Raw genomic sequence first — 26,154 nt, 5'->3', positions numbered from 1 at the left:
ATGGGTTTTGTACCGGACGGTACACAGTCGGATTTACAGTCGGGGCAGGCGAATCACGGCAGTGAGGCCGCCGCCGGGCGTCTCTTCGAGGTTCAACTGACCGCCCTGGCGTTGCGCGGCTTCCCGGGCGATGGTCATGCCCAGGCCGACTCCGCCGGAGTTGCGGTTGCGTGAGCCTTCCAGGCGGAAAAACGGCTCGAACACCGCTTCACGCTTGTCCGCAGCGATGCCCGGGCCGTGGTCGATGACGCGGATCAGCAGGTGTTCGCGCTGATCCTGCAGCTCGATGTGTGCTTGCCCGGCGTAGCGCAAGGCGTTGTCCATCAGGTTGTTGATACACGAGCGCAGGGCCATTGGCTGAACCGCCAGGGGGGCGCAATGGCCGCTGACCTGCACGTCAGCGCCCTGATCCTGGGCGTTCTCGCAAAGGGATTCGACCAGCGCCTGCACGTCCATCATCTGCAGCGCTTCGCTGGTGCGTTGTTCGTGCAGGTAGGTGAGGGTGGCGTCGAGCATGCCGATCATGTCGTTCAGGTCCTGACGCATCTGGCTTTGCAGCTTGTCGTCCTCGATCTGTTCCAGACGCAGCTTGAGCCGCGACAGTGGCGTGCGCAGGTCATGGGACACGGCGCCGAGCATGCGTGCGCGCTGCTGAACCTGTTCGCGAATCCGCTGCTGCATCAGGTTGAAGGTATGGGCCGCCTGCCGGGCCTCGCGCGGGCCGGACTCTTCCAGCGGCGGGCTGTCGAGGTTTTCGCTGAGGCGTTCGGCGGCGTCGCTCAGGCGCTGGATCGGCCGGCTCAGGAGTTTGGCGCCGTACCACGCAGCGATCATCAGCGAGATGAACTGAAAGGTCAGTGGCACCAGCGGCCCGCCGAACCAGGGGCGCGGCGGTCGGTGGGCGAAGCGCGGATCCGGTGGCGGACGTTGTCCTTCGACGCCCTGGGAAAATTCCGGCGGCGGAGGGGGCGGAGGCGGACCGTAATGGTGGAACCAGGCGAAAGCCAGCAGGTGCGCCAGGACGATCGCCACGAACAGCACGCCAAACAGGCGGCCGAACAGCGTGTCGAAGCGCCCTCGCATCAGCCGATGTCCCGTGCGTCGAACAGGTAACCTTCACCGCGTACGGTCTTGATCAACTGCGGGGCTTTCGGGTCGTCGCCGAGTTTTTGCCGCAAACGCGAGACCAGCAGGTCGATGCTGCGGTCGAAGGCCTCGATCGAGCGGCCACGGGCGGCGTCCAGCAGTTGTTCGCGGCTGAGCACCCGGCGCGGCCGTTCGATGAACACCCAGAGCAGGCGGAATTCGGCGTTGGACAGCGGCACCACCAGACCATCGTCGGCGATCAACTGGCGCAGGACGCTGTTCAGGCGCCAGTTGTCGAAGCGAATGTTCGCACGCTGTTCGGTGCGGTCGTCGCGCACCCGGCGCAGAATCGTCTGAATCCGCGCCACCAGTTCCCGGGGTTCGAACGGTTTGGCCATGTAATCATCGGCACCCAATTCCAGGCCGATGATGCGGTCGGTGGGTTCGCAACGGGCGGTGAGCATCAGGATCGGGATGTCCGATTCCGCGCGCAGCCAGCGGCACAGCGACAGACCGTCTTCGCCGGGCAGCATCAGGTCGAGCACCACCACGTCGAAATGCTCGGCCTGCATCGCCTGGCGCATGGCTGCGCCGTCGGTGACACCGCTGGCGTGAATGTTGAAACGGGCCAGGTAGTCGATCATCAGTTCGCGGATCGGCACATCGTCGTCGACGATCAGGGCGCGGATGCTCCAGCGCTTGTCGTCTTTCTGCTCTTCATTCACGGAGACTTGGGAGTTGTGCATGAGGCTGTTCATCTGCCAGTAAGCCGCCAACCACAAAGATAGGCTGCGAGGTTGTGGTTTCAGCATAGGCGTCCGGCCGTGAGGCGGGAAGGGCTGCTGTAAGGACTTGTTGCGGCTGGCGAGGCTAGCGCGGGCGCATGTTGTCGGCGTGTCGGTTGTGTATCGGCTTCGACACAATACCCTGCAAGGCTATGCTGATCACGTCCGGCGCGACGATTTACCGATCATCGGGTGCCGCGCCGCCGCCGGTTCCGCTACAATGCGCGCCGATTTCGACTTGCCTGAGAGCCCATCCATGTCCGCCTGCCAGACTCCTATCATCGTCGCCCTGGATTTCCCCACCCGTGACGCCGCACTGAAGCTGGCCGACCAGTTGGACCCGAAGCTGTGCCGGGTCAAAGTGGGCAAGGAACTGTTCACCAGCTGTGCCTCGGAAATCGTCGGCACCCTGCGTGACAAGGGTTTTGAAGTGTTCCTCGACCTGAAATTCCACGACATTCCCAACACCACGGCGATGGCGGTCAAGGCCGCTGCCGAGATGGGCGTGTGGATGGTCAACGTTCATTGCTCCGGCGGCCTGCGCATGATGGCGGCCTGCCGTGAAGAGCTGGACAAGCGCAGCGGCCCGCAGCCGTTGCTGATTGGCGTGACCGTGTTGACCAGCATGGAGCGTGAAGATCTGGCGGGTATCGGTCTGGACATCGAGCCGCAGGAGCAAGTGCTGCGTCTGGCTGCACTGGCCGAAAAGGCCGGGATGGACGGTCTGGTGTGCTCGGCGCTGGAAGCCACAGCGCTGAAAACCGCGCATCCGTCGCTGCAACTGGTGACGCCGGGCATTCGTCCGGCCGGCAGCGCCCAGGACGACCAGCGTCGCATCCTGACCCCGCGTCAGGCGCTGGATGCCGGTTCCGATTATCTGGTGATCGGCCGTCCGATCAGCCAGGCGGCGGATCCGGCCAAGGCCCTGGCTGCGGTGGTTGCCGAACTGGCCTGAGCGAACTGCTGAAGATGCAAAGAAGGGAGCCTGATGGCTCCCTTCTTTGTTTTCAGACCTTCAACACCAGTTTGCCAAAGTTTTCGCCGCTGAACAGTTTGCCCAGAGTTTCCGGGAAGGTTTCCAGGCCTTCGACGATGTCTTCCTTGCTCTTGAGCTGCCCCTTGGCCATCCAGCCGGCCATTTCCTGAGCGGCACTGGCGTACTGCGCGGCGTAATCCATCACCACGAAGCCTTCCATCCGCGCGCGGTTGACCAGCAGCGACAGATAATTTGCCGGGCCTTTGACCGCCTCTTTATTGTTGTACTGGCTGATGGCGCCGCAGATCACCACGCGCGCCTTAAAGTTCAGACGGCTCAGCACCGCGTCGAGGATATCGCCGCCGACGTTGTCGAAGTAAACGTCCACGCCTTTCGGGCATTCGCGTTTAAGGCCGGCCAACACGTCTTCACTCTTGTAGTCGATGGCGCCATCGAAGCCCAGTTCATCGATCAGGAACTTGCACTTGTCCGCACCGCCGGCAATACCGACCACCCGGCAGCCTTTGATCTTGGCGATCTGTCCGGCGATGCTGCCGACCGCGCCCGCTGCACCGGACAGCACCACGGTATCGCCGGCCTTCGGTGCGCCGACATCGAGCAGGGCGAAGTAGGCGGTCATGCCGGTCATGCCCAATGCGGACAGATAAACCGGCAGCGGTGCCAGTTTCGGATCGACCTTGTAGAAACCTCTGGGCTCGCCGAGGAAGTAATCCTGCACGCCAATGGCACCGTTGACGTAGTCGCCGACGGCAAACCCCGGATTGTTTGACGCGACGACTTTGCCTACGCCCAACGCGCGCATGACTTCACCCAGACCCACCGGCGGGATGTAGGACTTGCCCTCATTCATCCAGCCGCGCATGGCCGGATCGAGAGACAGGTATTCGTTCTTGACCAGAATCTGCCCCGCCGCCGGCTCGCCGACCGGTACTTCCTGATAGGTGAAGGTCTCGCGGGTGGCGGCGCCCACCGGGCGTTTGGCGAGCAGGAACTGACGATTGGTCTGGTTAGTCATGACAGGCACTCAACGGGATGAAGCCTTGTTGATAGACCGTCCTCGGCGATGCTGCAAGGTTGGCTGACGAGGCGAATGCAGGCCGATCAAGCAGGGTGATAGTGGCCCGCACGGGTTCATCACTGCGATTCATGGGCGGTCAAACGGCCTTCTGATAGTGCTGCCGTCGGGGAGGTGGCTGTGGCTATGCTGCCTTCATCAATCCCCCGCATTCGAGGACATAACAATGAGCATGACGTTTTCCGGTCAGGTCGCCGTCGTCACAGGCGCCGCCAACGGTATCGGTCGCGCGACCGCCCAGGCGTTTGCTGCTGAAGGTCTGAAAGTGGTGGTCGCCGATCTGGATGCCGCCGGGGGCGAGGGCACCGTGGCGCTGATTCGTACAGCCGGCGGCGAAGCGACCTTCGTGCGCTGCAACGTGACCGTCGAAAGCGAAGTAAAAAATCTGATGGACGAGGTGATCAAGACCTACGGCCGTCTCGACTATGCCTTCAACAACGCCGGGATCGAAATCGAGAAGGGCAAGCTGGCCGAGGGCTCCATGGATGAGTTCGACGCGATCATGGGCGTCAACGTCAAGGGCGTCTGGCTGTGCATGAAGTACCAGTTGCCGTTGCTGCTGGCCCAGGGCGGCGGGGCGATCGTCAACACCGCGTCGGTTGCCGGGCTGGGTGCTGCGCCGAAGATGAGCATCTACGCCGCCTCCAAACATGCGGTGATCGGTCTGACCAAGTCGGCCGCCATCGAGTACGCCAAGAAGAAAATCCGCGTCAACGCGGTTTGCCCGGCGGTGATCGATACCGACATGTTCCGTCGCGCCTACGAGGCCGACCCGAAGAAGGGCGAATTCGCCAACGCCATGCATCCGGTGGGGCGCATCGGCAAGGTCGAGGAAATTGCCAGCGCCGTGCTGTACCTGTGCAGCGATGGCGCCGCGTTCACCACTGGCCATTCGCTGGCCGTGGACGGAGGCGTGACCGCGTTCTGAAAAGGCATCTGTTGACGCAGGAAAAGACCCGCCCGACAGCGGGTCTTTTCGTCTGTGCCCGGTTCCATGTCATTGATAAACAATGTGTTTCAAATAGTTAGAACGGTGGCTTTTGACGTCTTTGTCGCACAGCCTGACCGGCGCGGCTGTGATTTACTGCTGCGGGCAAAACGGACAGGAGTTTGTGCACTCATGGAATTGAGAATTGACCGACAGGCAATGGTGCCGGTCGTACAGCAGATCGTGGATGGATTGATCGAGTGGATCGTGCAGGAACAGGTGCCGCCTGCCACGCGCCTGCCATCCATTCGACAGATTGCGCGATTGAATCTGCTCAGCCAGTCGTACGTCATGGAGGCTTGCGAACGTCTGGTGGCACAGGGTGTTCTGGCCTCGCGGCAAGGGGCGGGGTTCATGGTCGCAAGCACATTGCCGGCGTGTTGCAAGTCTTTCGACAGTCCGGCTTTCGAGGGCGAGCGCCATGGCTGTGATACGGATCCGCAATGGCGCGGCGGGTTGAAACTGGGCGACGGGGTTTTGCCCGAGAGCTGGCGAGAGTCCGATGATCTCGCCTATGCGATCCGTCAGGTGGCCCGCACCGACATGGCCAGCCTGTTCAACTACAACACGCCCCTCGGGCTCCCGGCGCTGCGCGAACAGATTGTCAAACGGCTGGGAATGCTCGATATCACAGCCGATGAGGATTGTGTGCTGACAACGGCCGGCGCCAGCCACGGGCTCGATCTGATCGTGCGCACGTTGTTCCGGGCGGGGGATTGTGTGGTGGTGGAAACGCCGGGTTATGCGCCGCTGTTCGATCTCTTGCGGCTGCACGGCGTGCGCATGCTGGAGGTTCGCCGCACGCCGGGCGGGCCTGACCTCGAGGCGCTCGAGGCGTTGTTGCGGCAGTTCCGGCCGGCAGCGCTGTTCATCAACAGTCACCACCACAACCCCACGGGGAGCTGTCTGGCGCCGGCCGTGGCGCGGCGCATTCTGCAATTGAGCAAAACCTACGACCTGCGGCTGATCGAAGATGACGTCTACGCTGATCTGCATAACGGCAGCGGCACGCGCCTGGCAGCACTGGATGAAGACGGGCGGGTGATCTACGTCGGCAGTTTTTCCAAGACGCTGAGCAGTTCGTTGCGGGCAGGCTTCGTGTCGGCCAGTCACGAGGTGATCGAGCAACTGGCGCGGATCAAGATGATCAGTTGCATGGGCACTTCAAGGTTCAGCGAGGCCGTTCTGGCGGCGCTGCTGGCCAGTGGCGCGTATCGCAAACTGGTGCAGCGCCAGCGCCAGCGGCTCAATATCGATCGCGCGGCGGCCCTGCAGGCGCTGGAGGATGCCGATTGGGAGGTGTTCGGCAAACCCACCGGCGGGCTGTTCATCTGGGCCCGTTCGCCGCTGGCGAATGATGAACACCTGCGCAGGCAGGCCTTGCGTCATGGTGTGCAATTGGCATGCGCTTCTTCCTTCAGTCCCAGTGGCGAAGCCAGTGACTGGCAGCGGATCAATGTGGCCTATGCTTGCGATCCGAGGGCGCGGCATTTCTTTCGCAGTACGGCCGTGGATCGACCTCAAGTGTTCTGAAAACGACGCAGGTCTAGCTTTTTGCCATTATTCCGACGCCAGAGTCTTGTGCTGGTTCATGGCCGTTGCGACTCTTCGGCAACAGACTTTGGCAGGGGACTACGCGCAATGATTTCGGCCGTGCAAGGACGTTTTGCCAACCTCGGTATGGCGAAAAAACTGGGTATCGGGTTTGTGCTGGTATTGCTGTTGACTGCCTTGGTGGCGGCCATCGGCGTCTGGTCCCTGCAGACCATCAGTCAGCGCTTCGACGGGCTAAAACAGATGTCCTCGCTCAACAGCGGCCTGCTGAAAGTGCGCCTGCTGGAGCAGGATTACGCCTTGCACGGCAATCCGAAAACCGCCGATGCCTTGCACGAGGGGGTGGATGGCCTGATCGCCATGGCCGATCAGCTCAAGGCTCAATCGCCGGGCAATGAGTCGGTCATGAACGATGTCCAGCAGTCCTTGGGCGCTTACCGCAAGGCGTTCGATGAGTTCGTGTCGTTGACCCAGGCCAAGGATCTGGCGCTGGAAATGGCCAGTTGGTCGGTGTCCAGCGTTGCCAACAACCTCGACGTCCTGCAGGCCGGACTTGCCGATGACGGCACCTATACCCTGAAAGACAGCGAGGGCAAGGACGGGGCGCAGTTCATCGAGCAGGCCAGCCAGGTCAGCCAGGTTTCGCGCCTGATGCTGCAAGCCATGAACGAGGCGCGGGTAAGGCTGGATCAGAGTCGCAAGGGCGATGACAGCGCCAAGGGCAACATCGAACAGGCCGCCCAGGCCCAGACGCAAGCCGAACAACTGAAATCCACGGTCAAGGACGAAGGTTATCTGACGGTTCTCAATGAGGTCTCAGGCCACATCGCCGGATTCAATGACAAGCTCGCCGAGTACACCGGGCTTCTGGCTCAGGAAAAAACCGTCTACGAGCAACTGCATCAGCGTGCCGCTCAGGTGGTGGAGCGGGTCGATCAGGCCTATGTCGCCCAGGACGTCGCGATGCAGGGTGAACTGAAGAAGAACTCGGTGCTGATCATCGGCTCGTCGGCGCTGGCATTGCTGGTCGGGCTGATTGCGGCCTGGGTGATCACCCGGTTGATCGTCGCGCCGTTGCGCAGCGTGATGCTTGTCGCTCAGCGGATCGCCGCCGGTGACTTGAGTGCAACGGTGGAAGTGACTCGTCGTGACGAGATCGGCCAGTTGATGCAGTCCATGCAACAGATGGGCGCGGGCCTCAGCAGCATTGTCAGCGGGTTGCAGGCTGGCATTGAACAGTTGGCCAGTTCCGCGCAATCGCTGTCGGCGGTGACCGAACAGACCAACCTTGAAGTCAGCAGCCAGAAAGAGGAAACCGAGCAGGTTGCCACGGCCATGAACCAGATGACCGCCACCGTTCACGACGTGGCGCGCAATGCCGAAGAAGCGGCGCTTGCGGCGCAGACTGCCGACGACAAGGTCGAGAGCGGTCAGCAGGTGGTGCGCCAGAGCATGGCGCGGATCGAGCAACTGGCGGATTCGGCGACGTCGGCCAGTTCGAGCATCGAAAGCCTGAGCGCAGAAATCCAGAACATCGGCACGGTGCTTGAAGTGATCAAAAGCGTTGCCGAACAAACCAATCTGCTGGCACTCAACGCCGCGATCGAAGCAGCGCGGGCGGGCGAGCAGGGCAGGGGCTTTGCGGTGGTTGCCGACGAGGTACGGGCGCTGGCCCGACGTACGCAGCAGTCGACTGAAGAGATCGAGCGGCTGGTCAGTGCCCTGCGCTCGGCGGCGCACTCGTCGGTGCAGCAGATTCAGAGCAGTGGCGATCTGGTGAAGCTGGCGGTGAGCGACGCATTGCAGACTGAAAGTGCGCTGGGGAGTATTGCGGCGGCGGTTTCGTTGATTCAGCAGATGAACCAGCAGATTGCGGCGGCGGCCGAGGAGCAGAGTTCGGTGGCCGAGGAGATCAATCGCAGTGTGACCAGTATTCGGGCGAGTGCGGATCAGTCGTCGATTGCGATGCGCGGGAATGCGGCTTCGAGTGTTGAGCTGGCGCAGTTGGGGAGTGAGTTGCGGGGGATGGTGGGGCACTTTCGGCTTTGATCTTGGCGGCCTTTGGGCCGACCAGGCTCTGGGTGTTCTTTGTGAATATCCGTTCCTTCGGGTGTTGCCGCTGGCGGTTCCGCTCTTACAGCGGCTCACTTTGGCAAACGCCCCAAAGTAAGCAAAGGTCTGGGCCCCGGCGTTCGGCACCTCGCCTGGGCTCGGTGTTCCTTCGTTCCGGGATTCATCCGGGGGCATCGCCTACGGTTTGCTTCGCTGCACCTCCTCTCGATGCATGCGGCTTCGCCGCACGGTCGCTGCGCTCCCACCCCCGGATAAATCCCTCCACTCTGTCTTCCGATGGGGCCGGCACGTCAAAAGCGGTACTCGAGCTAACGCTCATCGTGTTGAGTGGTGAAAGCCAAAGCCAAAGCCAAAGCCAAAGCCAAAGCCAAAGCCAAAGCCAAAGCCAAAGCCAAAGCCAAAGCCAAAGCCAAAGCCAAAGCCAAAGCCAAAGCAGGAGTCGAGTTGAATGCGTTTTAAAACCCGAGTGCGATTCGGTATTTCATGTCGGCGTACTTCCCCCAATCAACTCGGTCGGCTCCCTCTCCCTCCGGGAGAGGGCTGGGGTGAGGGTGCTTTTGATTTTGATCTTCCCCGCAGCCAATAAAAAAGCCACCTCTCGGTGGCTTCTCTCAACATCTGCACTCAGTCGTAAATCACTTTCTTCTTCCAGTCCGCATCAGCCTCAACGTCCTTGAGCCCCGCAGTCAGTTGGTTTTCTTCGCCTTCGACCGGGGCAATTTTGTCCATGACCTGGGCGTTGGCGCGGGCCAGGAGTTTTTCCAGGTATTGGAGTTGTTCGGCGTAGATCTGCGGGTCCTGCTGTTTGCGCAGGTATTGCACGCCGCGTTCGAAAGCGAGGCGGGCCTGGCCTGGCTGGTTTTGTTGCAGGGCGTGCTGGCCGAGGTTGTTGAAGAACTCGATGTGGAGCAGCACCAGGATATGGCGCACTTCGCGGATCCAGTGCTTGGCTTCGTTCGGTGGCAGGAAACCGTCCTGGGCGGCGCGGGTGATCTGGCCGTGGAGGGCTTCGAGCAGGAAGCGCACGTCTTTGGCCTTGGCTTCGGTCTGAATCGGGGCCGGCGGGTTGTTGACCGGGATCGATTCGCCCTGGGCCACGAGGACGCTCAGTTCGGTGATGCGGGCCTTGGTGGTGGCACTGGTTTTTTCCAGGTTCAGCAGGCGCTGGCAGACGTTCAGTTCCAGGCGGGTCATCAGCAGTTTGAGGGCCGGGGTCATGAACTGGCCGGGGAAGGTTTCGGTCAGTTCGCCACAACGGCGCAGGCGGTCGTTGAGTTCGACTTTGGTGCGGGCCTTCTCCAGTTTGGTGTTTTCCACCACATGGTTCATGTAGCCAATGGCGATCAAGATTGCGATCCCGGCTATGACTAGCAGGGTGATCATGAGTGGTGTCACCGGTAAGACCTCTTAATAGGGTTCGCGTGCGAGTGTAGTAGCTCGGCATATGGGAGCCTAGCGCCGCTCGACGGGTTGGATCAGCGAAGCTTCATCTGTATCGGCCGCAAGCCTGCTTATATAAATGCTGGCCCTTGGGGTACAGATTGCCATCACCTGTGCCGTGGACTATAACGCCTTGGCGAGTGTCGGAATATAGGTGTCAATCGTCGGGCGACGGAAAAGTCCGAATCGGCTCGTAAAGCAGGGCGAAGTCATTGATTTAAATAAATTTATATCAGGGGGTTGACGACCTTCCAATCCATCCATAGAATGCGCGCCACTTGCAGCGTAAAGCACACAGCGAAACGCGGCAGGGAGTGAATGTTGTAGTGTGTCCCCTTCGTCTAGTGGCCTAGGACACCGCCCTTTCACGGCGGTAACAGGGGTTCGAGTCCCCTAGGGGACGCCAATGCGGGAATAGCTCAGTTGGTAGAGCACGACCTTGCCAAGGTCGGGGTCGCGAGTTCGAGTCTCGTTTCCCGCTCCAATTTTAAACGGCAGTGCCTTCGGGCGGTGCTGAGTGAAATCAGAACCAAGTCTTCGGATACGGATCTGGACACCGAAACACACACCATGTGTTCCGGGTAGCGTGTCCCCTTCGTCTAGTGGCCTAGGACACCGCCCTTTCACGGCGGTAACAGGGGTTCGAGTCCCCTAGGGGACGCCATTTGCGGGAATAGCTCAGTTGGTAGAGCACGACCTTGCCAAGGTCGGGGTCGCGAGTTCGAGTCTCGTTTCCCGCTCCAAATTCAAGAAGCGCCGCTCCGCAATGAGCGGCGTTTTTATTAGTGAAAGTTGTAGCCTGTCCCCTTCGTCTAGTGGCCTAGGACACCGCCCTTTCACGGCGGTAACAGGGGTTCGAGTCCCCTAGGGGACGCCATTGCGGGAATAGCTCAGTTGGTAGAGCACGACCTTGCCAAGGTCGGGGTCGCGAGTTCGAGTCTCGTTTCCCGCTCCATATTCAACAAAAACGCCGCTCAGTGATGAGCGGCGTTTTTGTTTGCGCGTTATTTGTGTTTGGCGCTCTCTGTTACAAGATTCCTACAGCGAATCCGTGATTCACAGAAGCGTCTGACAGCCAGCCCACAACTGATTCTGAGATAACAACCACCCCGTCGGTCTTCGCGACTGGATCGGGTTGGTCAATTTCAAGGATCTCACCTTAATGTCACGAACAATCACCCGTCATGGTGCCCTGCGCGAGATACGAGCAACCGCTTTGTTGTCGCTTCCGTTGGTCATTGGGCATCTGTGCGCCGGGTTGATCGCTTTCGTGGACAACCTCATCGCGGGTAATCATGGCACCGAGACCCTGGCGGCCGTCACGCTTGGCACTGCGCTGTTATGGCTGCCGATGCTGGTGCCGATCGGGACATTGATTGCGTTGACCGCGTCGGTTGCGCGTTTGCACGGTGCGGAACGAACAGGCGAGATCGGGCCGATCTTTCGCCAGGCCCTGTGGTTGGCGCTGTTCATGGGAGGGCTGATGTTCGCTTTCCTCAGCCTTGCGCCTCTTCTGCTCGCGCCCGCCGGGATTGCTCCGGACATCATTCCCGATGCACAGGCATTTCTGCAGGCTGTGCGCTGGGGAAGCCCGGCGCTGACCCTGTTTTTCTGCATGCGCTATCTGTGCGAAGGCATGCACTGGATGCGTCCGACCATGGTCTTCGGTTTTGGCGGGCTTCTGATTCTGGCGCCAATGGGTTATGTGCTGACCAATGGCAAGTTGGGTTTCACGGAGATGGGGGCGGAAGGGCTGGGTATCGCTTCGGCGGTGATGATGTGGCTGCAAGCGCTGCTGTTCGCAGTGTACCTCTGGCGCGGCAAGCGTCTGGCGCATTTGCAGCTGTTCGCCCGATTTGATCCGCCAGGTCTTGCTGGCATCGTTGATTTGTTGAAGGTCGGGCTGCCGATCGGCATCGCAATCCTGACTCAGGGCAGTCTTTTCATTGTCACTTCGTTACTGATCGGCCGCCTCGGTTCGACTTTCCTGGCCGCGCATCAGATCGCGGTGAATCTGGCGCAGTTGTGTTTCATGATTCCGGTGGCTGTGGCGGAGGCTACGACGGTCCGGGTTGGTCATGCGCTGGGGCGCGGGGACTTCAAAGGTGTGCGGCAGGCTGCATGGGCGGGTTGTGTCATCGTCCTGATCGCGCAAAGCGTGTCGGTGTTGATCATGCTGCTGGGCAATGACGCGATTGCCGGCTGGTATAGCGCAGATGTTGCTGTCACCGCGCTCGCGTCGACGCTTCTGTTGTATGCCGCCGCTTTGCAGTTTCCCGATGGATTGCAGATGTTGTGCGCAGGAGCGTTGCGAGGCCTGCAAGATACCCGTGTCCCCATGTGGCTGGCGATTTTCTGTTACTGGGGTGTCGGTTTGCCATTTGGGTGTCTGATGGCTTTTGGTCTGGAGTGGGGGCCGCAAGGCATCTGGTTGGGGTTGATCAGCGCGTTGACCCTGGCGATGGTGTTGATGGGGGGGAGGTTTTTCCTGCGCAGTCGGATCGATACGTCGGCTGCCAGCTGATATGAAAAGGCCCGTCGGTGAAAACCGACGGGCCTTTTGTTCATCGTGGCTGCGAAGCAGGGATCAAAGCTTCGGCAGTTGCCCGATGCGGCCCATCATTTCGGTAACGATCTGCAGGTCCAGCAGGAACTGGTCAACCGTCTTGAACTCGCCGTCGGTGTGACCGGTGTATTTGACCTCGGGTCGGGCCAGACCGAATTGCACACCGTTGGGCAGTTCATGCACCGAGGTGGCGCCGGCAGAGGTGCCGAACTCGTGTTTCATGCCCAGGTTTTCGGTGGACACGGCCAGCAGCGCCTTGACCCACTCGCCTTCAGGGTTGCGGTACATCGGCTCGGCGATCGAGTAATCGAAGTTGACCGCGACGTGGGTTTTCTTGCTCCAGGCCGCCAGTTTGTCGGCGATTTCGCTTTTGAGCACTTCCGGCGACTTGCCCTTTGGTACGCGCAGGTTGACCGCGAGTTTGAAGGTTTTGTCGTCCATCCCGACATAGGTCAGCGAAGTAGTCAGCGGGCCCATGAAGTCATCGGCGAAACCGACGCCCAGCTTGCCACCCTTGTAGTCCAGGCCCCAGTTGTCGGCGGCGTAGCGGGCGGCATCGGTGATGTGGTTGTGTTTGAACGCGATTTTGCCGTCCACGCTGTGGATGAAGTCCAGCATGCGGGCGACCGGGTTGACGCCGGATTCCGGTTCGGACGAATGCGCGGAAACGCCAGTAACGCTGAGTTTCACGTTTTTGCCATCGACCTTGGCATTTACTTCGAAATCGCCGCCATGTTGTTTGGCGTATTCGTTACCGGCCTTTTGCAGACTGGCAGCCAGCTCGGCAGGCTTGTCTGTCACCAGAGTGACGAGCGAAACCGATGGAATCTGGTTGGTTGCCATGCCGCCGGTCATCGAGATCAGCTCCGCGCCTTTGCCCTCGGCCTTGCGCTTGGCGAACTTGGCCATGACTGTGCCGTAGCCTTTTTCGGCGATCACTACCGGGTAGCCGCCATCCAGCGCCAGGTTGTACTCGGGCGTCGGGTTGCGTTCAAAGTAGTAAGGAATCGCGTCGCCGGTGGTTTCTTCGGTGGTGTCCACCAGCAGTTTGAAATTGCGGGCCAGCGGCAGCTTTTCTTCCTTGATCACCTTCATCGCATACAGCGTCACCACGATCCCGTTCTTGTCGTCCTCGGTGCCACGGCCGTACATGCGGTCGCCGATCAGCGTGACCTTGAACGGGTCGAGTTTGGTGCCGTCCTTCAGCACCCAGTTTTCCGGTGTCACTGGCACCACGTCGGCGTGTGCGTGAATGCCCACGACTTCCTTGCCGCTGCCGTCGAGAGAAATTTCGTAGACGCGGTTGTCGACGTTTCGGTAGTTCAAACCAAAGGACTCGGCCAAGTCCTTGATTTTGGCGGCGATCTTGATGAATTCAGGATTCTCGTGCTGGGCAACACCCTCTTTGCGATCGGTCGGGATCTCAACCAGTTCGCGCAGGGTTTCAAGAGCTGCCTTGCCGTATTTCGCCCGGGTGTAGAGGCCCAGCAGGCGATAGATCTCGTTTTGCTGCTCGGCAGTCAGTGTCTTGTTGTCGAGAAACGCACTGATGGAAGGGCGCAGGTCGTCGGTCTTGCTCAGGTCGCTCTTGGCCACTTCGCCGAGGAACTGGCGGAAATCGCTGACTTTGGCATCGCTGAATGTCTTGAGGATGGTCGCGCTTTGCTGCGGTGTGATGTTGGCGTGGGCGGGTAGTGTCACGGACGAAAGACTGGCCAGAATCAGGGTCGATGCGGCCAGTTGCTTGAGTGAAAAATCCATTGCTAAGGGCATTCCTTTGCAGGTGGTCAGTAGGAAGTGTCTGATCGATGCGTCAGACGGTTTCGCAAACTAACACTGCAAGCGAGTGATAGGGGAGCCCCCGAAGTGAGGCGCGTCTCAAAAACGACGCAGAATTGAAAAAATAGGATTGAAGTGTCTAGAACGGGACTTGCAATGGATCCAGATAGACTTCAGTCACTTTCCAGGTCTGTCATGGGTGATCTACTTGCGGTGAGACCGACACCTTTCCAGTCCTTCAACCGGACTTCATCCCTGATTTCGGCACAAGCATCGACAAGTCGTTCGACATCTTTCTCGGAGAGTCCCGAGTTCATCGAAAAACGCATCAGTGAGCGATTGAGTGCGGTAGCCGGTGCACAAAAAACCGAACCGAAAATGCCGCGTATCTGCAACGCATCACGCAGCCGAAGTGTCAGCAGTTCCCGCCCGGGCTGCAAGGCAATGATCTGTTCTGTGCCGGCGCTGACGTCATATCCCAGCTGCGCGAGCGCTGTCCGGACCTGACGGGAAACAGCATGCAATCGGTCTCGTCGCTCATCGGCGATTTGCAGAAAGTCCGCTGCGCGTTCAAACCAGCTCAACTCATGATCCAGCAGGCTGGAGCTGAAAATAGCTGGATAGGACTCCATGGCGAAGTAATCCTTGAACAAGTCGGGGCAGGTAATCAGCCCCGCACGACCTGCGAACGCCTTGGCCAGACTGGCGGTCTGGAAATGTACTTTTCCAGACAGATGCTCTCGGGCAACCAGCCCCGCACCTTCAGGGCCGTGTGTGCCAAGCGAGTGGGACTCGTCGACAAGCAGGACGCAGTCACGGCGCTCGGCCAGCTCGGCGAAGTCCTTCAGCGGACAAACGCTGCCGTTGGTGCTGTAAACCGCGTCGACAGCGATCACACCTTGTCCGTTCTTTTTGATTTGCCGTTCTGCATGCCCGGCATCGTTATGGATGAAGGGAATCGAACGTGCCCGCGCGGCTTGTGCGCCTTGCCAGAGCGACATATGGGCGTTCATGTCCAGATAGACCGGATGATCTTCGCTGGCAATTGCCTGTAACAAGCCGACATTGGCAGCCCATCCTGACTGGCAGAGTATGACGTTCGGAGCTCTCATGAATCGGGCCAGGCGCTGCTCCAGTCGGGCAGTGGGCGTGTCACCGTGCAGGAAAACGGCCGACATTAATAGTTGATGACGTGCCATTAGCACTGCGTGCGCCTGGGCCTCTATCAAATGAAGTTCGCTGGTCAGGTTCAAGTAGTCATTGCTCGACAGGTGCAGCGCATCGGATGAGGGCGGCATGCCTCGCAACAGATGCTGGCCTGCCCATCGTTGCTGAACGCGTCCGATAGTGTGGCTTTCGATGCGTTTGTGCATGAAATCCGGCAACTCCGCATAAGCGCAGCGGCCTGGAAGATGATCGGAGGGTTCATGTGAGATCGGCATGATGGCGTACCTGGCAGCACGGGCTACAGGAAAAAACCGGTACTCGAAATACACACCTCATCTGTCTTCCCGCCTACTGTCAGAGTTGACAGTCTTCAAGGAAAACCGACGAATGACTTTCCATAAAAAAGGCCCGCCAGTCTGACTGGTCGGGCCTTTTTACAACCGGCGATTTACATCGACAACACCAGTCGCCCGGCAAACAGGATCAAAATCACCCCCATGCTGCGCTCGAACCAATGGCCCATGCGCATAAACAACAGCCGCACTTTGCTGCTCGAAAAGAACAACGCAACGATCACGAACCACAACGCGTTCACGCTGCACATCCACAGTCCGTACAGGGCCTGGATTTCCAGCGGCGTGCTGGCGCTGATGATCGTGGTGAAGATCGCCAGGAAAAACAGCGTGGCCTTGGGGTTGGTGGCGTTGGTCAGGAAACCGGTGGAAAACGCCTTGAACAGCGATTGTTCGACCAGCGGTTCATCGCTGGTCTTTTCACCTTCCAGCGTTGTCTTGGGTTTGCTGCGGATCAAGCTGATGCCGAGATAAAAGATGTAGGCGCCGCCTACGACCTTGGCCACCGTCAGCAGCCACGGCGTGGTGTGCATCAAGGCGCCGACGCCCAGCAGGGTATACAGCACGTGCACGGAAATCCCTGCGCCGATACCCAGTGCCGTGCAGATGCCGACCAGCCGCCCGAAACGCACACTCTGGCGGATGGTCACGGCGAAGTCCGGGCCGGGAGCAACCACGGCGAGAAAGTGGATGGTGGCCAGCGCCAGAAACTCGCCCAGGTAATTCGATGTCATTTCAGCTCCAGAAAGTCAGGGGTGATGCATTGCCGCGATAGCCGACAAAAAACGAAAGGCTCAAGCGCGGATCTGCCACGCCCGGCGTTACCGAGTGCATGCGACGCGAATTGAACATGATGAAATCCCCCGGTTCCGGGCGCACTTCAAGGGCTGGCGGGCCGAGCAGTGCCGGGTCGATGCCGTAGCTGTCGCCGCGCATTTCGTCGAAGCGGTCCGGTGAAATGTCGTCTTCCCACATCTGCAACGCGCCGCCTTCGGTCGGCATGTTCAGGTAGACGTTGCAGGCAAATTGCGCCTCCAGGCTGCGGGCCTGGAAACTCTCCGGCGCGTCCTTGGCGAAGATGTCGTGGTGGGCGAGGAAGCAGACGCCGGGTTTGACCACCCGAGACAGACCGACATACATCTTGCGCCCGTACAGGTTTTCCAGATGGGCGCCTGCCGGCCAGGATTCGTCGAGCATGCAGCGCAGGGTATCGATCGGCGAGGAGTAGGGCGCGCAGCGATTGCGCAGTTCGGCAATGTTGCCGGTGGCGCGTTCGAAGTAATCCTCGATCAGTAGCGGCTGGTTTTCCGCCTCATAGAACGCCATGCCGATGCGGCCAATGCTGGGGGCGTTGATGTAACCCTCGAAGCCGGGCTCGAGGATCTTGTCGCCAATCCGGATCGCCTGGTCTTCAGGCAAAAAGCCTTTGACGCGAATGGCGAGGACTTCTTCGTTGGCCAGTTTTTTTATGCACGTCTCATCGAGACGCTCGACGTCAAGCATCATGGTTTCAGGTCCATCTAACGAGTAGTCAACGGAACCGGCGAATGCGGTTCCCCCGGCGTCGGACGCTGCAACCGGCAGCGTCCGAAATCCTCAATCCACGTTGTAGTGGACGGACAGCGTGCCCTTCTTCTGCGAAAGGGACGCGATCGTGACTGTGCCCAGATCCTTCAGGCTGCGTACATGGGTGCCGCCGCAGCCGTAGGCTGGCAGTTCACCGAAGCCGATTTCCCGCGCACCTTCGCGCAGGGACGTCAGCCGGGGCAGGTCGTGTTCGATCCATTGCCCGATGCCGTATTGAACGGTTTGCGCATCGACTTCCTGAGCACAATCCCCGGGCTTGAATTGCACCCGGCCTTCGTCCGGCCAATGGTGTGCCTTGATCGGCATCCAGCCCATGGCCTGGACAAAGTGGCCGATCAAATGCCCGGCGGAATGCATGCGGGTGTTGAAGCGGCGACGTTCCTCATCGATGCGGATCTGGGTCATGCCCAGTGGCACCGGCTGGTTGACGAAATGAATGATCCGGTCCGGTTCCTGTACGACACGCAAGACCTGGCTGTCGCCGATCCAGCCCGTATCACAAGGCTGCCCGCCACCTTGCGGGTGAAACAGAGTGGCGCGCAGCACCACAGCGAATTCGTACTCGTGGGGCGTGCAGTCGAGGACTTCCACATTGGCCTTGAGGTCATCACTATGGAAAAAGAGGCGAAGCGTCATATTCCATGCCCTTATTAAAGTTTCTTTTTTAATTATATGAATCGTGCAATAACGTGATAATCCGTTCAAACATCAAAGGACTGTTGCGCTGTGAGCATAAATCTTCCTCTGCCGTTGCTCGGTGAAATGGCGATTTTCGTCAAGGTCGTGGAGACCGGCAGCTTCTCCGAAGCCGCTCGTCAATTGGGCTCGTCACCCTCGGCGGTCAGCCGCAGTATTTCCCGGCTGGAAAAGGCATTGGCCACGCGGCTGCTGCAGCGCACCACGCGCAAATTGCGCTTGAGCGATGGCGGGGAAGAAGTGTTCAAGCGCTGTCAGGAGATGGTCAGCGCGGCCCGCTCGGTGATGGAAATCAGCGGTCAGTTCACCCACGAAGCCGAAGGACTGGTGCGGGTCAGTGTGCCGAAAGCGGTCGGACGCTTCGTGATCCATCCGCATATGCCGGAATTTCTACGCCGTTATCCGAAGGTTGATGTGGAGTTGCTGCTGGAGGACCGCCAGGTGGATCTGATCGACGATCATGTTGATCTGGCGATTCGCATCACGGAGCGACCGCCGGCGGGGCTGGTTGGTCGGCAGTTGCTGACCATCGACCATTTGCTCTGCGCGACGCCGCAATACCTGGCCGAGCATGGCACACCGACTCATCCCCATGATTTGCTCAATCACAGCTGCATCTATCTGGGAGAAACCCCGAGTGATGCGCGCTGGAAATTCAAGAAAGGCAGCAAAGCAGTGACGGTCGGCGTGCGTGGTCGGTATGCCGCCAATCACACCGGCGTGCGTCTGGGCGCTGTGTTGCAGCACATTGGTATCGGCAGCCTGCCGTATTTCACGGCTCGCTATGCCCTGGAACAGGGGCTGGTCGTGCAGGTTCTGCCGGACTGGACATTCCTGGCGTCCTACCATGGCGGATTATGGTTGCTGCATTCGCCAACGCGCTATCTGCCTCCGAAGCTGCGGGTGTTCATCGATTATCTGGTGGAGTGCCTGGAGAAGGAGCCGACATTGAGCAAACCGGGAAAACCCAACGCTGCAAAGTCGCTGGCCGAGTACGAATTGCCGGAGGGGGAAGGGCTGCTGTAACGGCGACGCAAAAAAAGGCCCGCATGGATCACCATGCGGGCCTTTTCATTGCGTAGCGAAAATCAGTGCTTGCTGTCCTGGGCGGACATCGCCAGCAGTTGTTTTTCCTGATTCCAGTCGAACGGTTCGTCGTTCTGTTCAGCTTCGTAGCGACGTTCTTCCAGTGCCTGATACATGTCGATTTCTTCATCGGACAGGTAGTGCAGGCAGTCGCCGGCGAAGAACCACAGCAGATCCCGCGGGATCAGGTGGGCAATTTGCGGGTAACGGGTAATCACTTGAGTCAGGATGTCCTGACCCAGGTATTGGCTTTCGATCGGCTCGATCGGCAGTGACGCCAGCAGTTCGTCGAAACGCTCCAGGAACAGGGCATGGCTTTCTTCGGGAACCTGATCGGCCTCACCTACGGCGACCAGGATACTGCGCAGGTGGTCGAGCAAAACCAGATGATCGGCAACGACGTTGGACACGAGATAAGTCCTCAAGAGCAAAACGGGCGCGGGAGTATAAAGCCCCTGCGCCCGTTTTTCACTGATTGAAGGGATCAGCGGATTTTGCCGTCCGCCGGTTTCAGCTCCTCTTTGTCGAAGTCATCGACATCGATCACCTTGCGCCGCGCCGCTTCAGCGTCGCGCAGGGTTTGTGCTTCCGCTGCCTGCAGCACACCGGCCTCCAGTGCCGCATCGATGGCGTGTTCGCCGGCGACCGGTTTGACCTGGCCGCTCTTGAGCGAGGTGTGCAGTTTCTTGTGCAACGGTTGCGCAGCGTTCAACTGATCGCAGGCATGTTGCAGCGCGCCGACTGCGTCATCTGCCGATTGCGGGCGATAGCAGCCGGCGAGCAACTCTTCCAGCGCCGGATCGCCCTTGGCCCGGCCGATGACCGCTGCCACTTCGGCACCGAGTCTGTCCGACGGGCCTTTGTGACGGCGACCGAACGGGAACACGATCACCCGCAACAGACAGCCGAAAACCCGGTTCGGGAAGTTGGTCAGCAGTTCATCCAGGGCCTTTTCCGACTGGCCGAGGCTTTCTTCCATGGCCCATCTGAACAGCGGCTCCATGTACGCCGGGGAATCGAGGTCGTGGTAACGCTTGAGCGCTGCGGAGGCGAGATACAGGTTGCTCAGCACATCGCCCAGACGGGCCGACAGCCGCTCGCGACGTTTCAGTTCGCCGCCCAGCAGCATCATGCTCAGGTCGGCCAGCATGGCAAACGCGGCAGCCTGACGGTTGAGCGCGCGGAAGTAGCCCTGGCTGAGCTTGTCTCCCGGCGCGTGTTCGAAGTGGCCGAAACCAAGGTTCAGCACCAATGTGCTGGCGGCGTTGCTCACGGCAAATCCGATGTGCTTGAGCAGCAGGCCATCGAACTCCTTGAGTGCCTGATCCTTGTCCTCGCGTCCGGCGAGGGCCATTTCCTTGAGCACGAACGGGTGGCAGCGGATTGCGCCCTGACCGAAGATCATCAGGTTGCGCGAAAGAATGTTCGCGCCTTCCACGGTGATGAAGATCGGTGCGCCATTCCAGCTGCGGCCCAGATAGTTGTTCGGGCCCATGATGATCGCCTTGCCGCCATGCACATCCATGGCGTGGCTGATGCACTCGCGGCCGCGTTCGGTGAGGTGATACTTGAGGATCGCCGACAGCACCGAAGGCTTCTCGCCCAGATCAACCGCGTTGGCGGTCAGCATCCGCGCAGCGTCCATCATCCACGCGTTGCCGCCGATGCGGGCCATGGCTTCCTGGATACCTTCGAAGGCCGACAGCGGGACGTTGAACTGTTCGCGAATCTGCGCATATTGCCCGGTGACCAGACTGGTGAACTTGGCCGCGCCGGTTCCCACCGCCGGCAGCGAAATCGAACGCCCGACCGACAGACAATTCATCAACATCATCCAGCCCTTGCCGAGCATGTCCTGGCCGCCGATGAGGAAGTCCAGCGGGATGAACACGTCCTTGCCGGAGTTGGGGCCGTTCATGAACGCGGCGCCCAGCGGCAGGTGGCGGCGGCCGATTGCCACGCCGGGAGTATCGGTCGGGATCAGCGCCAGGCTGATGCCCAGGTCTTCTTTATCGCCGAGCAGGTGATCCGGGTCATAGGCCTTGAAGGCGAGACCGAGCAGGGTCGCGACCGGACCGAGGGTGATGTAGCGTTTTTCCCAGTTCAGGCGCAGGCCGAGGGTTTCCTGGCCTTCCCATTCACCCTTGCAGATGATCCCGGTGTCGGGCATGGCGCCGGCGTCGGAACCGGCGAGCGGGCCGGTCAGGGCGAAGCACGGAATGTCGTCGCCCCGGGCCAGTCGTGGCAGGTAATGATTGCGCTGTTCGTCGGTGCCGTAGTGCAGCAGCAGTTCGGCCGGGCCGAGGGAGTTAGGCACCATCACGGTGGAGGCGAGGTCGCCGCTGCGGGTTGCCAGCTTCATCGCGACCTGGGAGTGGGCGTAGGCGGAAAAGCCCTTGCCGCCGAATTCCTTGGGAATGATCAGAGCGAAGAAACCGTGTTCCTTGATGTGGGTCCAGGCTTCGGGCGGCAAGTCCATCGACTGGCCGATCTGCCAGTCGGTGACCATGGCGCAGAGTTCTTCGGTCGGGCCGTCGATGAAGGCCTGTTCCTCGTCGCTCAGTTGCGCCTTGGGGTAGGACAGCAGTTTTTCCCAGTCCGGACGGCCGCTGAACAGTTCGCCGTCCCACCACACCGTACCTGCATCGATCGCATCGCGCTCGGTCTGCGACATCGGTGGCAGGGTTTTCTGGAACCAGCTGAACAGCGGCGCGCTGAAGTGTTTGCGGCGCAGATCCGGCAGCAGCAACGGAGCCGCGACGACGGCCAGTACGACCCAGAAGATCAGCAGCAACCAGCCTGGCGCGTGGCTGAAAATCCCCATCGCCAGCAGGTAAGCCGCGACGATCCCCAGTGCCGGCAGCGGGGCGATGCGCCGGTGGGCCAGATACGCCACGCCGACGATCAGAACCAGTATCCACAACAACAGCATATTCAATCCTCCGTGAACCAGGGCGAACGACCCTCCAGAGCTTAGACGGCATCTGCAAAACGGGGCGGTCAGAACAAGTTGATCTAAATCGTGGGAAACCCTGGATGGCTTTTGTAGTTTCGGTGGGCAACACGCGTAGGAAATCGTTCGCAGACTCCGCGGCTTTGCGTCCATGTTTGGCCGAAACGTCGTTATCTCTGTGCTGATCCTCTCGCTAGACTCCGGGTTCACCCAGGAGAATGTCGTCATGCGCGAGTATCTGAGCCCCGGCCGCTTCATCGATAGTGACCACCCCTCGGTGGTGGAGTTCGCCGAGCAGCACCGTGGTGCCAGCCGCGACCCGCGCGCGCAGGCGATCAGTCTTTATTACGCCGTGCGCGAGGCCGTGCGTTACAACATGTACACCTTCAGCCGCGACCCGCAGACTTTGCGCGGCAGCTACGCGCTGGCGGCGGGCGAAAGTTATTGCGTGCCCAAGGCTACGTTGCTCGCCGGTTGCGCGCGCCATTGCGGGATCCCTGCACGCATCGGTCTGGCGGATGTGAAAAATCACCTCTCGACGCCACGTCTGCTTGAACTGCTGAGAAGCGAAGTGTTCGCCATGCATGGTTATACCGAGCTGTTTCTCAACGATCGCTGGGTGAAAGCCACCCCCGCGTTCAACCAGAAACTCTGCGAAATGTTCAACGTTGCCCCGCTGGAATTCGACGGCATGAACGACAGCGTTTTCCACCCGTACAACAGCGATGGCGCGCTGCTGATGGAGTACCTGGTCGATCACGGCCAGTTCGCCGATGTACCGGAATCCTTTTTCTTCGAACATCTGCAGAAATGCTATCCGCACCTGTTCAACGATCGGCAGACGCCACTGTCCAGTGACCTGCGCGATGATGTCGGCAGCCGCTGATCCGGCGTATGCTGCTCGCCCACTCAATGGAAAAGAGGCGGTCATGCTGAAGATCTGGGGTCGCAAGAATTCGTCGAATGTCAGAAAACCGTTGTGGGCCGCCGAAGAACTCGGGCTGGCCTATGAGGCGATCGATGCCGGTGGCGCGTTCGGCGTGGTCGATACGCCGGAGTACCGGGCGATGAACCCGAACGGTCGGGTGCCGGTGATCGAAGACGACGGTTTTGTGTTGTGGGAATCCAACGCCATCGTTCGCTACCTGTTGGCCAGGCATGCGGCGAACACCTCGTGGTATCCGGCGGATCTGCAGACCCGAGCGATCGCCGACAAGTGGATGGACTGGACCACCTCCAGTTTTGCCGGGCCTTTTCGCACAGTGTTCTGGGGCGTTCTGCGCACCCCGGCCGACAAGCAGGACTGGCCGGCGATTCATGCCGCGATCAAGGAATGCGAAGGCTTGCTGGCCATGGCCGATCAGGCCCTGAAAAACCAGCCATACCTGTCCGGCAGTGAAATCGGCATGGGCGACATTCCCCTCGGCAGTTTCATTTATGCCTGGTTCGAGATGCCGATCGAGCGCGCGCCGATGCCGCATCTGGAGGCCTGGTACGCGCGACTGAAGCAGCGTCCGGCGTATCGCAAAGCCGTCATGACCGCGTTGACTTAATACCTACTATCGACACACTTGACTGTACTTGTGCGGCGGCGGCAAGCACCATTGCGCTTGTGCGCCGCGGTTGTCTCCCTCGCCGCCCGCCGTCATTCAGTCCTTTTTCTCTTCTTGGTGCGTAATCCGATATGAGTTCCGCTCTGTCCATCCGGCAGCTAACCAAAACCTACGGCAACGGGTTCCAGGCCTTGAGTGGTATCGATCTGGACGTTGCCGAAGGTGACTTCTTCGCCTTGCTCGGCCCCAACGGCGCCGGCAAATCCACGACCATCGGCATTCTCTCGACCCTGGTGAACAAGACCAGCGGCACGGTGAATATCTTCGGCCACGACCTGGACAAGAACCCCGCGGCGCTCAAGCGCTCGATCGGCGTGGTGCCCCAGGAATTCAACTTCAACCAGTTCGAAAAGACTTTCGACATCGTCGTGACCCAGGCCGGCTACTACGGCATTCCGGCGAAAATCGCCAAGGAACGCGCCGAGCAGTATCTGACCCAACTCGGTCTGTGGGACAAGCGCGATGTGCCGTCGCGTTCGTTGTCCGGCGGCATGAAGCGCCGTCTGATGATCGCTCGGGCGCTGGTGCACGAGCCGCGCCTGCTGATCCTCGACGAACCGACCGCCGGCGTGGATATCGAACTGCGTCGTTCGATGTGGACGTTCCTCACCGAACTGAACCAGAAAGGCATCACCATCATCCTCACCACCCATTACCTGGAAGAGGCTGAGCAGCTGTGCCGCAACATCGGCATCATCGACCACGGCACCATCGTCGAGAACACCAGCATGCGTCAGTTGCTCGGGCAACTGCATGTGGAAACCTTCCTGCTCGACCTGAAAAGCGATCTGGCGGTTGCGCCGCAACTGGTCGGTTATCCGTCCCGTCTGGTGGATGCGCATACCCTGGAAGTACAGGTCGACAAGTCCATGGGCATCACCGCGCTGTTCGGCCAACTGGCCCTGCAGAACATCGAAGTGCTGAGCCTGCGCAATAAAACCAATCGCCTCGAGGAGCTGTTCGTGTCCCTGGTGGAGAAAAATCTGTCGAAGGTGGCGGTATGAGTTCCGAGCTGCGCCCCAACCTCGTCGCCCTCAACACCATCGTTTACCGCGAAGTCCGGCGCTTCACCCGGATCTGGCCGCAGACCCTGCTGCCGCCGGCGATCACCATGGTTCTGTACTTCGTGATCTTCGGCAACCTGATCGGCAAGCAGATCGGCGGCATGGGCGGCTTCAGTTACATGGAGTACATCGTGCCGGGGCTGATCATGATGTCGGTGATCACCAACTCCTACGGCAACGTGGTGTCGAGTTTCTTTGGCAGCAAGTTCCAGCGTTCCATCGAAGAACTGATGGTGTCGCCGGTGTCGCCACACACCATCCTGATCGGTTACACCCTCGGTGGCGTGCTGCGCGGCCTGATGGTCGGCGTCATCGTGACGATCCTGTCGCTGTTCTTCACCAGTCTGCAGGTGCATCACTTGGGCGTTACCGTGCTGGTGGTGGTGCTGACGGCGACGATCTTCTCGCTGCTGGGTTTCATCAACGCCGTGTTTGCGCGCAACTTCGATGATATTTCGATCATCCCGACGTTCGTGCTGACCCCGCTGACCTACCTCGGTGGCGTGTTCTACTCGATCACCTTGCTGCCGCCGTTCTGGCAGACCGTGTCGCTGGCGAACCCGGTGCTGCACATGGTCAACGCCTTCCGTTATGGCATCCTCGGTGTGTCGGATATCCGCATCGGTATCGCGATCACCTTCATGCTGGTGGCGACCGTGGTGCTGTACTTCGGTTGCGCGCGGTTGCTGGTGAGCGGTCGCGGGATGCGTACCTGATCCCACCGGCGCTGCAATAAAAAACGGCCTCCCACTGTGGAGGCCGTTTTGCATTCACGACTGGCGACTTTTCTTGCGCCGCGCCCATTGTCGGGCGACCCACCAGCGCCAATACAACATCACCAGACAATAGGCGAGGGCCCCCAGCGCCAGCCCGACCACCACCGAACCGAGCAGGAACGGTTGCCACAGGGTCGAGAGTTCGCCGCTGATCCATTCCCAGGTCAATGAGTCCGGCAGGGTGCGGGCGGGGATGTCCATCAGCCACGCCCCGACTTTGTAGGTGCAGTAGAACACCGGCGGCATGGTGACCGGATTGGTCAGCCAGACCAGGCTGACGGCAATCGGCATGTTGCCGCGTACGGTAATCGCCAGTGCGGCGGCCACCAGCATCTGCGCGGGAATCGGCAGGAAAGCCGCGAAAATGCCGACGGCCATGGCCCGGGCCACCGAGTGCCGGTTGAGGTGCCAGAGGTTCGGGTCATGCAGCAACTTGCCGAGAAAGCGTAAGGATTTGTGTTCCCTGATGCTCGTCGGGTCGGGCATGTAACGTTTGAATAAGCGCCGGGGCATAAG

Annotated in this window: 23 protein-coding genes, 6 tRNA genes and 1 pseudogene; 18 read left to right on the top strand and 12 right to left on the bottom strand. The window is 60.1% G+C overall.

What is annotated here, in order from left to right:
* Positions 1-33: 33 nt before the first annotated feature.
* Both IF189_RS20835 and IF189_RS20830 read right to left on the bottom strand, forming a co-directional pair.
* Positions 34-1,083, bottom strand: a complete 1,050-nt coding sequence (locus IF189_RS20835; RefSeq protein WP_134827779.1) for a sensor histidine kinase — start codon at positions 1,081-1,083, stop codon at positions 34-36.
* Positions 1,083-1,844, bottom strand: coding sequence for a response regulator (locus IF189_RS20830; protein ID WP_371320993.1), 762 nt, complete (start codon positions 1,842-1,844; stop codon positions 1,083-1,085). The genes IF189_RS20835 and IF189_RS20830 overlap by 1 nt, the downstream gene beginning before the upstream one ends.
* A gap of 283 nt (positions 1,845-2,127) precedes the next feature.
* On the opposite strand from IF189_RS20830, the gene pyrF reads away from it, so the two are divergent.
* On the top strand, positions 2,128-2,826 hold the full coding sequence (pyrF, locus tag IF189_RS20825; protein WP_162803507.1) for an orotidine-5'-phosphate decarboxylase: 699 nt from the start codon (positions 2,128-2,130) through the stop codon (positions 2,824-2,826).
* A 52-nt stretch (positions 2,827-2,878) separates the two neighbouring features.
* Here pyrF and IF189_RS20820 read toward each other — a convergent pair whose 3' ends face one another.
* Positions 2,879-3,883, bottom strand: coding sequence for an NADP-dependent oxidoreductase (locus IF189_RS20820; protein ID WP_007960373.1), 1,005 nt, complete (start codon positions 3,881-3,883; stop codon positions 2,879-2,881).
* 226 nt (positions 3,884-4,109) lie between these two features.
* Here IF189_RS20820 and IF189_RS20815 point away from each other — a divergent pair, with 226 nt between their 5' ends.
* From IF189_RS20815 to IF189_RS28895, 5 genes and pseudogenes are all read left to right on the top strand, one after another.
* The gene (locus IF189_RS20815; RefSeq protein ID WP_085710959.1) at positions 4,110-4,871 is read left to right on the top strand and encodes an SDR family oxidoreductase; all 762 of its coding nucleotides are present in this window, start codon (positions 4,110-4,112) and stop codon (positions 4,869-4,871) included.
* A gap of 192 nt (positions 4,872-5,063) precedes the next feature.
* Entirely contained in the window at positions 5,064-6,464 is a 1,401-nt protein-coding gene (locus IF189_RS20810) for a PLP-dependent aminotransferase family protein (protein WP_192552194.1), read from the top strand.
* 108 nt (positions 6,465-6,572) lie between these two features.
* Positions 6,573-7,625 (top strand): annotated as a pseudogene (locus tag IF189_RS29180) (methyl-accepting chemotaxis protein); the annotation flags it as partial.
* Between the two features lie 27 nt (positions 7,626-7,652).
* Complete coding sequence (locus tag IF189_RS29175; RefSeq protein ID WP_413038533.1) at positions 7,653-8,534, top strand: methyl-accepting chemotaxis protein; 882 nt, start codon at positions 7,653-7,655, stop codon at positions 8,532-8,534.
* A 354-nt stretch (positions 8,535-8,888) separates the two neighbouring features.
* Entirely contained in the window at positions 8,889-9,017 is a 129-nt protein-coding gene (locus IF189_RS28895; RefSeq protein WP_263974437.1) for a hypothetical protein, read from the top strand.
* A 165-nt stretch (positions 9,018-9,182) separates the two neighbouring features.
* Here the strand turns inward: IF189_RS28895 and IF189_RS20800 are convergent, their stop codons facing one another.
* Positions 9,183-9,941: a hypothetical protein gene (locus tag IF189_RS20800; RefSeq protein ID WP_192552192.1), complete on the bottom strand. Its 759-nt coding sequence runs from the start codon at positions 9,939-9,941 to the stop codon at positions 9,183-9,185.
* A gap of 387 nt (positions 9,942-10,328) precedes the next feature.
* On the opposite strand from IF189_RS20800, the gene IF189_RS20795 reads away from it, so the two are divergent.
* The 7 genes from IF189_RS20795 to IF189_RS20765 all read left to right on the top strand — a co-directional run bounded on the left by IF189_RS20795 (position 10,329) and on the right by IF189_RS20765 (position 12,522).
* Positions 10,329-10,404 (top strand) — tRNA-Glu (locus tag IF189_RS20795).
* Positions 10,405-10,406: 2 nt separating this feature from the next.
* A tRNA-Gly gene (locus IF189_RS20790) sits at positions 10,407-10,482 on the top strand.
* A 104-nt stretch (positions 10,483-10,586) separates the two neighbouring features.
* Positions 10,587-10,662, top strand: a tRNA-Glu gene (locus tag IF189_RS20785).
* Positions 10,663-10,665: 3 nt separating this feature from the next.
* Positions 10,666-10,741 (top strand) — tRNA-Gly (locus tag IF189_RS20780).
* 58 nt (positions 10,742-10,799) lie between these two features.
* A tRNA-Glu gene (locus tag IF189_RS20775) sits at positions 10,800-10,875 on the top strand.
* Between the two features lie 2 nt (positions 10,876-10,877).
* Positions 10,878-10,953 (top strand) — tRNA-Gly (locus IF189_RS20770).
* A gap of 180 nt (positions 10,954-11,133) precedes the next feature.
* Positions 11,134-12,522: an MATE family efflux transporter gene (locus IF189_RS20765; protein ID WP_225739917.1), complete on the top strand. Its 1,389-nt coding sequence runs from the start codon at positions 11,134-11,136 to the stop codon at positions 12,520-12,522.
* A 63-nt stretch (positions 12,523-12,585) separates the two neighbouring features.
* Here the strand turns inward: IF189_RS20765 and IF189_RS20760 are convergent, their stop codons facing one another.
* From IF189_RS20760 to IF189_RS20740, 5 genes are all read right to left on the bottom strand, one after another.
* Complete coding sequence (locus tag IF189_RS20760) at positions 12,586-14,325, bottom strand: dipeptidase (RefSeq protein ID WP_134827774.1); 1,740 nt, start codon at positions 14,323-14,325, stop codon at positions 12,586-12,588.
* A gap of 191 nt (positions 14,326-14,516) precedes the next feature.
* Positions 14,517-15,785 (bottom strand): alpha-hydroxyketone-type quorum-sensing autoinducer synthase, encoded by a 1,269-nt coding sequence (cqsA, locus tag IF189_RS20755; protein ID WP_134827773.1) that lies wholly within the window; start codon positions 15,783-15,785, stop codon positions 14,517-14,519.
* Between the two features lie 173 nt (positions 15,786-15,958).
* Complete coding sequence (locus IF189_RS20750; RefSeq protein ID WP_085710955.1) at positions 15,959-16,597, bottom strand: LysE family translocator; 639 nt, start codon at positions 16,595-16,597, stop codon at positions 15,959-15,961.
* A 1-nt stretch (position 16,598) separates the two neighbouring features.
* Positions 16,599-17,369: a 2OG-Fe(II) oxygenase gene (locus tag IF189_RS20745; RefSeq protein ID WP_085710954.1), complete on the bottom strand. Its 771-nt coding sequence runs from the start codon at positions 17,367-17,369 to the stop codon at positions 16,599-16,601.
* Between the two features lie 90 nt (positions 17,370-17,459).
* Positions 17,460-18,086, bottom strand: coding sequence for an alanyl-tRNA editing protein (locus tag IF189_RS20740; RefSeq protein WP_192552191.1), 627 nt, complete (start codon positions 18,084-18,086; stop codon positions 17,460-17,462).
* Positions 18,087-18,176: 90 nt separating this feature from the next.
* Between IF189_RS20740 and IF189_RS20735 the strand changes: the two genes are divergently transcribed.
* On the top strand, positions 18,177-19,172 hold the full coding sequence (locus IF189_RS20735; protein ID WP_085710952.1) for a LysR family transcriptional regulator: 996 nt from the start codon (positions 18,177-18,179) through the stop codon (positions 19,170-19,172).
* 62 nt (positions 19,173-19,234) lie between these two features.
* Here the strand turns inward: IF189_RS20735 and IF189_RS20730 are convergent, their stop codons facing one another.
* Together IF189_RS20730 and IF189_RS20725 are read right to left on the bottom strand one after the other, a co-directional pair.
* On the bottom strand, positions 19,235-19,642 hold the full coding sequence (locus IF189_RS20730; protein WP_007950758.1) for a PA2817 family protein: 408 nt from the start codon (positions 19,640-19,642) through the stop codon (positions 19,235-19,237).
* A gap of 74 nt (positions 19,643-19,716) precedes the next feature.
* The gene (locus tag IF189_RS20725; protein WP_134827771.1) at positions 19,717-22,164 is read right to left on the bottom strand and encodes an acyl-CoA dehydrogenase; all 2,448 of its coding nucleotides are present in this window, start codon (positions 22,162-22,164) and stop codon (positions 19,717-19,719) included.
* Between the two features lie 247 nt (positions 22,165-22,411).
* Here IF189_RS20725 and IF189_RS20720 point away from each other — a divergent pair, with 247 nt between their 5' ends.
* From IF189_RS20720 to IF189_RS20705, 4 genes are all read left to right on the top strand, one after another.
* On the top strand, positions 22,412-23,071 hold the full coding sequence (locus tag IF189_RS20720; RefSeq protein ID WP_192552190.1) for a transglutaminase-like domain-containing protein: 660 nt from the start codon (positions 22,412-22,414) through the stop codon (positions 23,069-23,071).
* A 43-nt stretch (positions 23,072-23,114) separates the two neighbouring features.
* Positions 23,115-23,738 (top strand): glutathione S-transferase family protein, encoded by a 624-nt coding sequence (locus IF189_RS20715; RefSeq protein WP_134827769.1) that lies wholly within the window; start codon positions 23,115-23,117, stop codon positions 23,736-23,738.
* Positions 23,739-23,869: 131 nt separating this feature from the next.
* Positions 23,870-24,802 (top strand): ABC transporter ATP-binding protein, encoded by a 933-nt coding sequence (locus IF189_RS20710; RefSeq protein WP_134827768.1) that lies wholly within the window; start codon positions 23,870-23,872, stop codon positions 24,800-24,802.
* Positions 24,799-25,578 (top strand): ABC transporter permease, encoded by a 780-nt coding sequence (locus IF189_RS20705; protein ID WP_085710947.1) that lies wholly within the window; start codon positions 24,799-24,801, stop codon positions 25,576-25,578. The genes IF189_RS20710 and IF189_RS20705 overlap by 4 nt, the downstream gene beginning before the upstream one ends.
* Before the next feature lie 54 nt (positions 25,579-25,632).
* Here the strand turns inward: IF189_RS20705 and IF189_RS20700 are convergent, their stop codons facing one another.
* Positions 25,633-26,151, bottom strand: a complete 519-nt coding sequence (locus tag IF189_RS20700) for a DUF2062 domain-containing protein (RefSeq protein WP_085710946.1) — start codon at positions 26,149-26,151, stop codon at positions 25,633-25,635.
* Positions 26,152-26,154 lie beyond the last annotated feature (3 nt).

The organism is Pseudomonas sp. IzPS59 (assembly GCF_014863505.1).
In the GTDB taxonomy this organism is placed as follows: Bacteria; Pseudomonadota; Gammaproteobacteria; order Pseudomonadales; family Pseudomonadaceae; genus Aquipseudomonas; species Aquipseudomonas kribbensis.
The sequence above is the reverse complement of the archived record's forward strand: the minus strand, read 5'-3'. Positions and strand labels throughout refer to the sequence as shown.

Bases quoted from the DNA above. Each gene is read 5' to 3' on its own strand.
- IF189_RS20835 (WP_134827779.1), bottom strand. From the start codon at position 1,083: ATGCGAGGGCGCTTCGACACGCTGTTCGGCCGCCTGTTTGGCGTGCTG.
- IF189_RS20830 (WP_371320993.1), bottom strand. From the start codon at position 1,844: ATGAACAGCCTCATGCACAACTCCCAAGTCTCCGTGAATGAAGAGCAG.
- pyrF (WP_162803507.1), top strand. From the start codon at position 2,128: ATGTCCGCCTGCCAGACTCCTATCATCGTCGCCCTGGATTTCCCCACC.
- IF189_RS20820 (WP_007960373.1), bottom strand. From the start codon at position 3,883: ATGACTAACCAGACCAATCGTCAGTTCCTGCTCGCCAAACGCCCGGTG.
- IF189_RS20815 (WP_085710959.1), top strand. From the start codon at position 4,110: ATGAGCATGACGTTTTCCGGTCAGGTCGCCGTCGTCACAGGCGCCGCC.
- IF189_RS20810 (WP_192552194.1), top strand. From the start codon at position 5,064: ATGGAATTGAGAATTGACCGACAGGCAATGGTGCCGGTCGTACAGCAG.
- IF189_RS29175 (WP_413038533.1), top strand. From the start codon at position 7,653: ATGCAGTCCATGCAACAGATGGGCGCGGGCCTCAGCAGCATTGTCAGC.
- IF189_RS20800 (WP_192552192.1), bottom strand. From the start codon at position 9,941: ATGATCACCCTGCTAGTCATAGCCGGGATCGCAATCTTGATCGCCATT.
- IF189_RS20760 (WP_134827774.1), bottom strand. From the start codon at position 14,325: ATGGATTTTTCACTCAAGCAACTGGCCGCATCGACCCTGATTCTGGCC.
- cqsA (WP_134827773.1), bottom strand. From the start codon at position 15,785: ATGCCGATCTCACATGAACCCTCCGATCATCTTCCAGGCCGCTGCGCT.
- IF189_RS20750 (WP_085710955.1), bottom strand. From the start codon at position 16,597: ATGACATCGAATTACCTGGGCGAGTTTCTGGCGCTGGCCACCATCCAC.
- IF189_RS20745 (WP_085710954.1), bottom strand. From the start codon at position 17,369: ATGATGCTTGACGTCGAGCGTCTCGATGAGACGTGCATAAAAAAACTG.
- IF189_RS20740 (WP_192552191.1), bottom strand. From the start codon at position 18,086: ATGACGCTTCGCCTCTTTTTCCATAGTGATGACCTCAAGGCCAATGTG.
- IF189_RS20725 (WP_134827771.1), bottom strand. From the start codon at position 22,164: ATGCTGTTGTTGTGGATACTGGTTCTGATCGTCGGCGTGGCGTATCTG.
- IF189_RS20720 (WP_192552190.1), top strand. From the start codon at position 22,412: ATGCGCGAGTATCTGAGCCCCGGCCGCTTCATCGATAGTGACCACCCC.
- IF189_RS20715 (WP_134827769.1), top strand. From the start codon at position 23,115: ATGCTGAAGATCTGGGGTCGCAAGAATTCGTCGAATGTCAGAAAACCG.
- IF189_RS20710 (WP_134827768.1), top strand. From the start codon at position 23,870: ATGAGTTCCGCTCTGTCCATCCGGCAGCTAACCAAAACCTACGGCAAC.
- IF189_RS20705 (WP_085710947.1), top strand. From the start codon at position 24,799: ATGAGTTCCGAGCTGCGCCCCAACCTCGTCGCCCTCAACACCATCGTT.
- IF189_RS20700 (WP_085710946.1), bottom strand. From the start codon at position 26,151: ATGCCCCGGCGCTTATTCAAACGTTACATGCCCGACCCGACGAGCATC.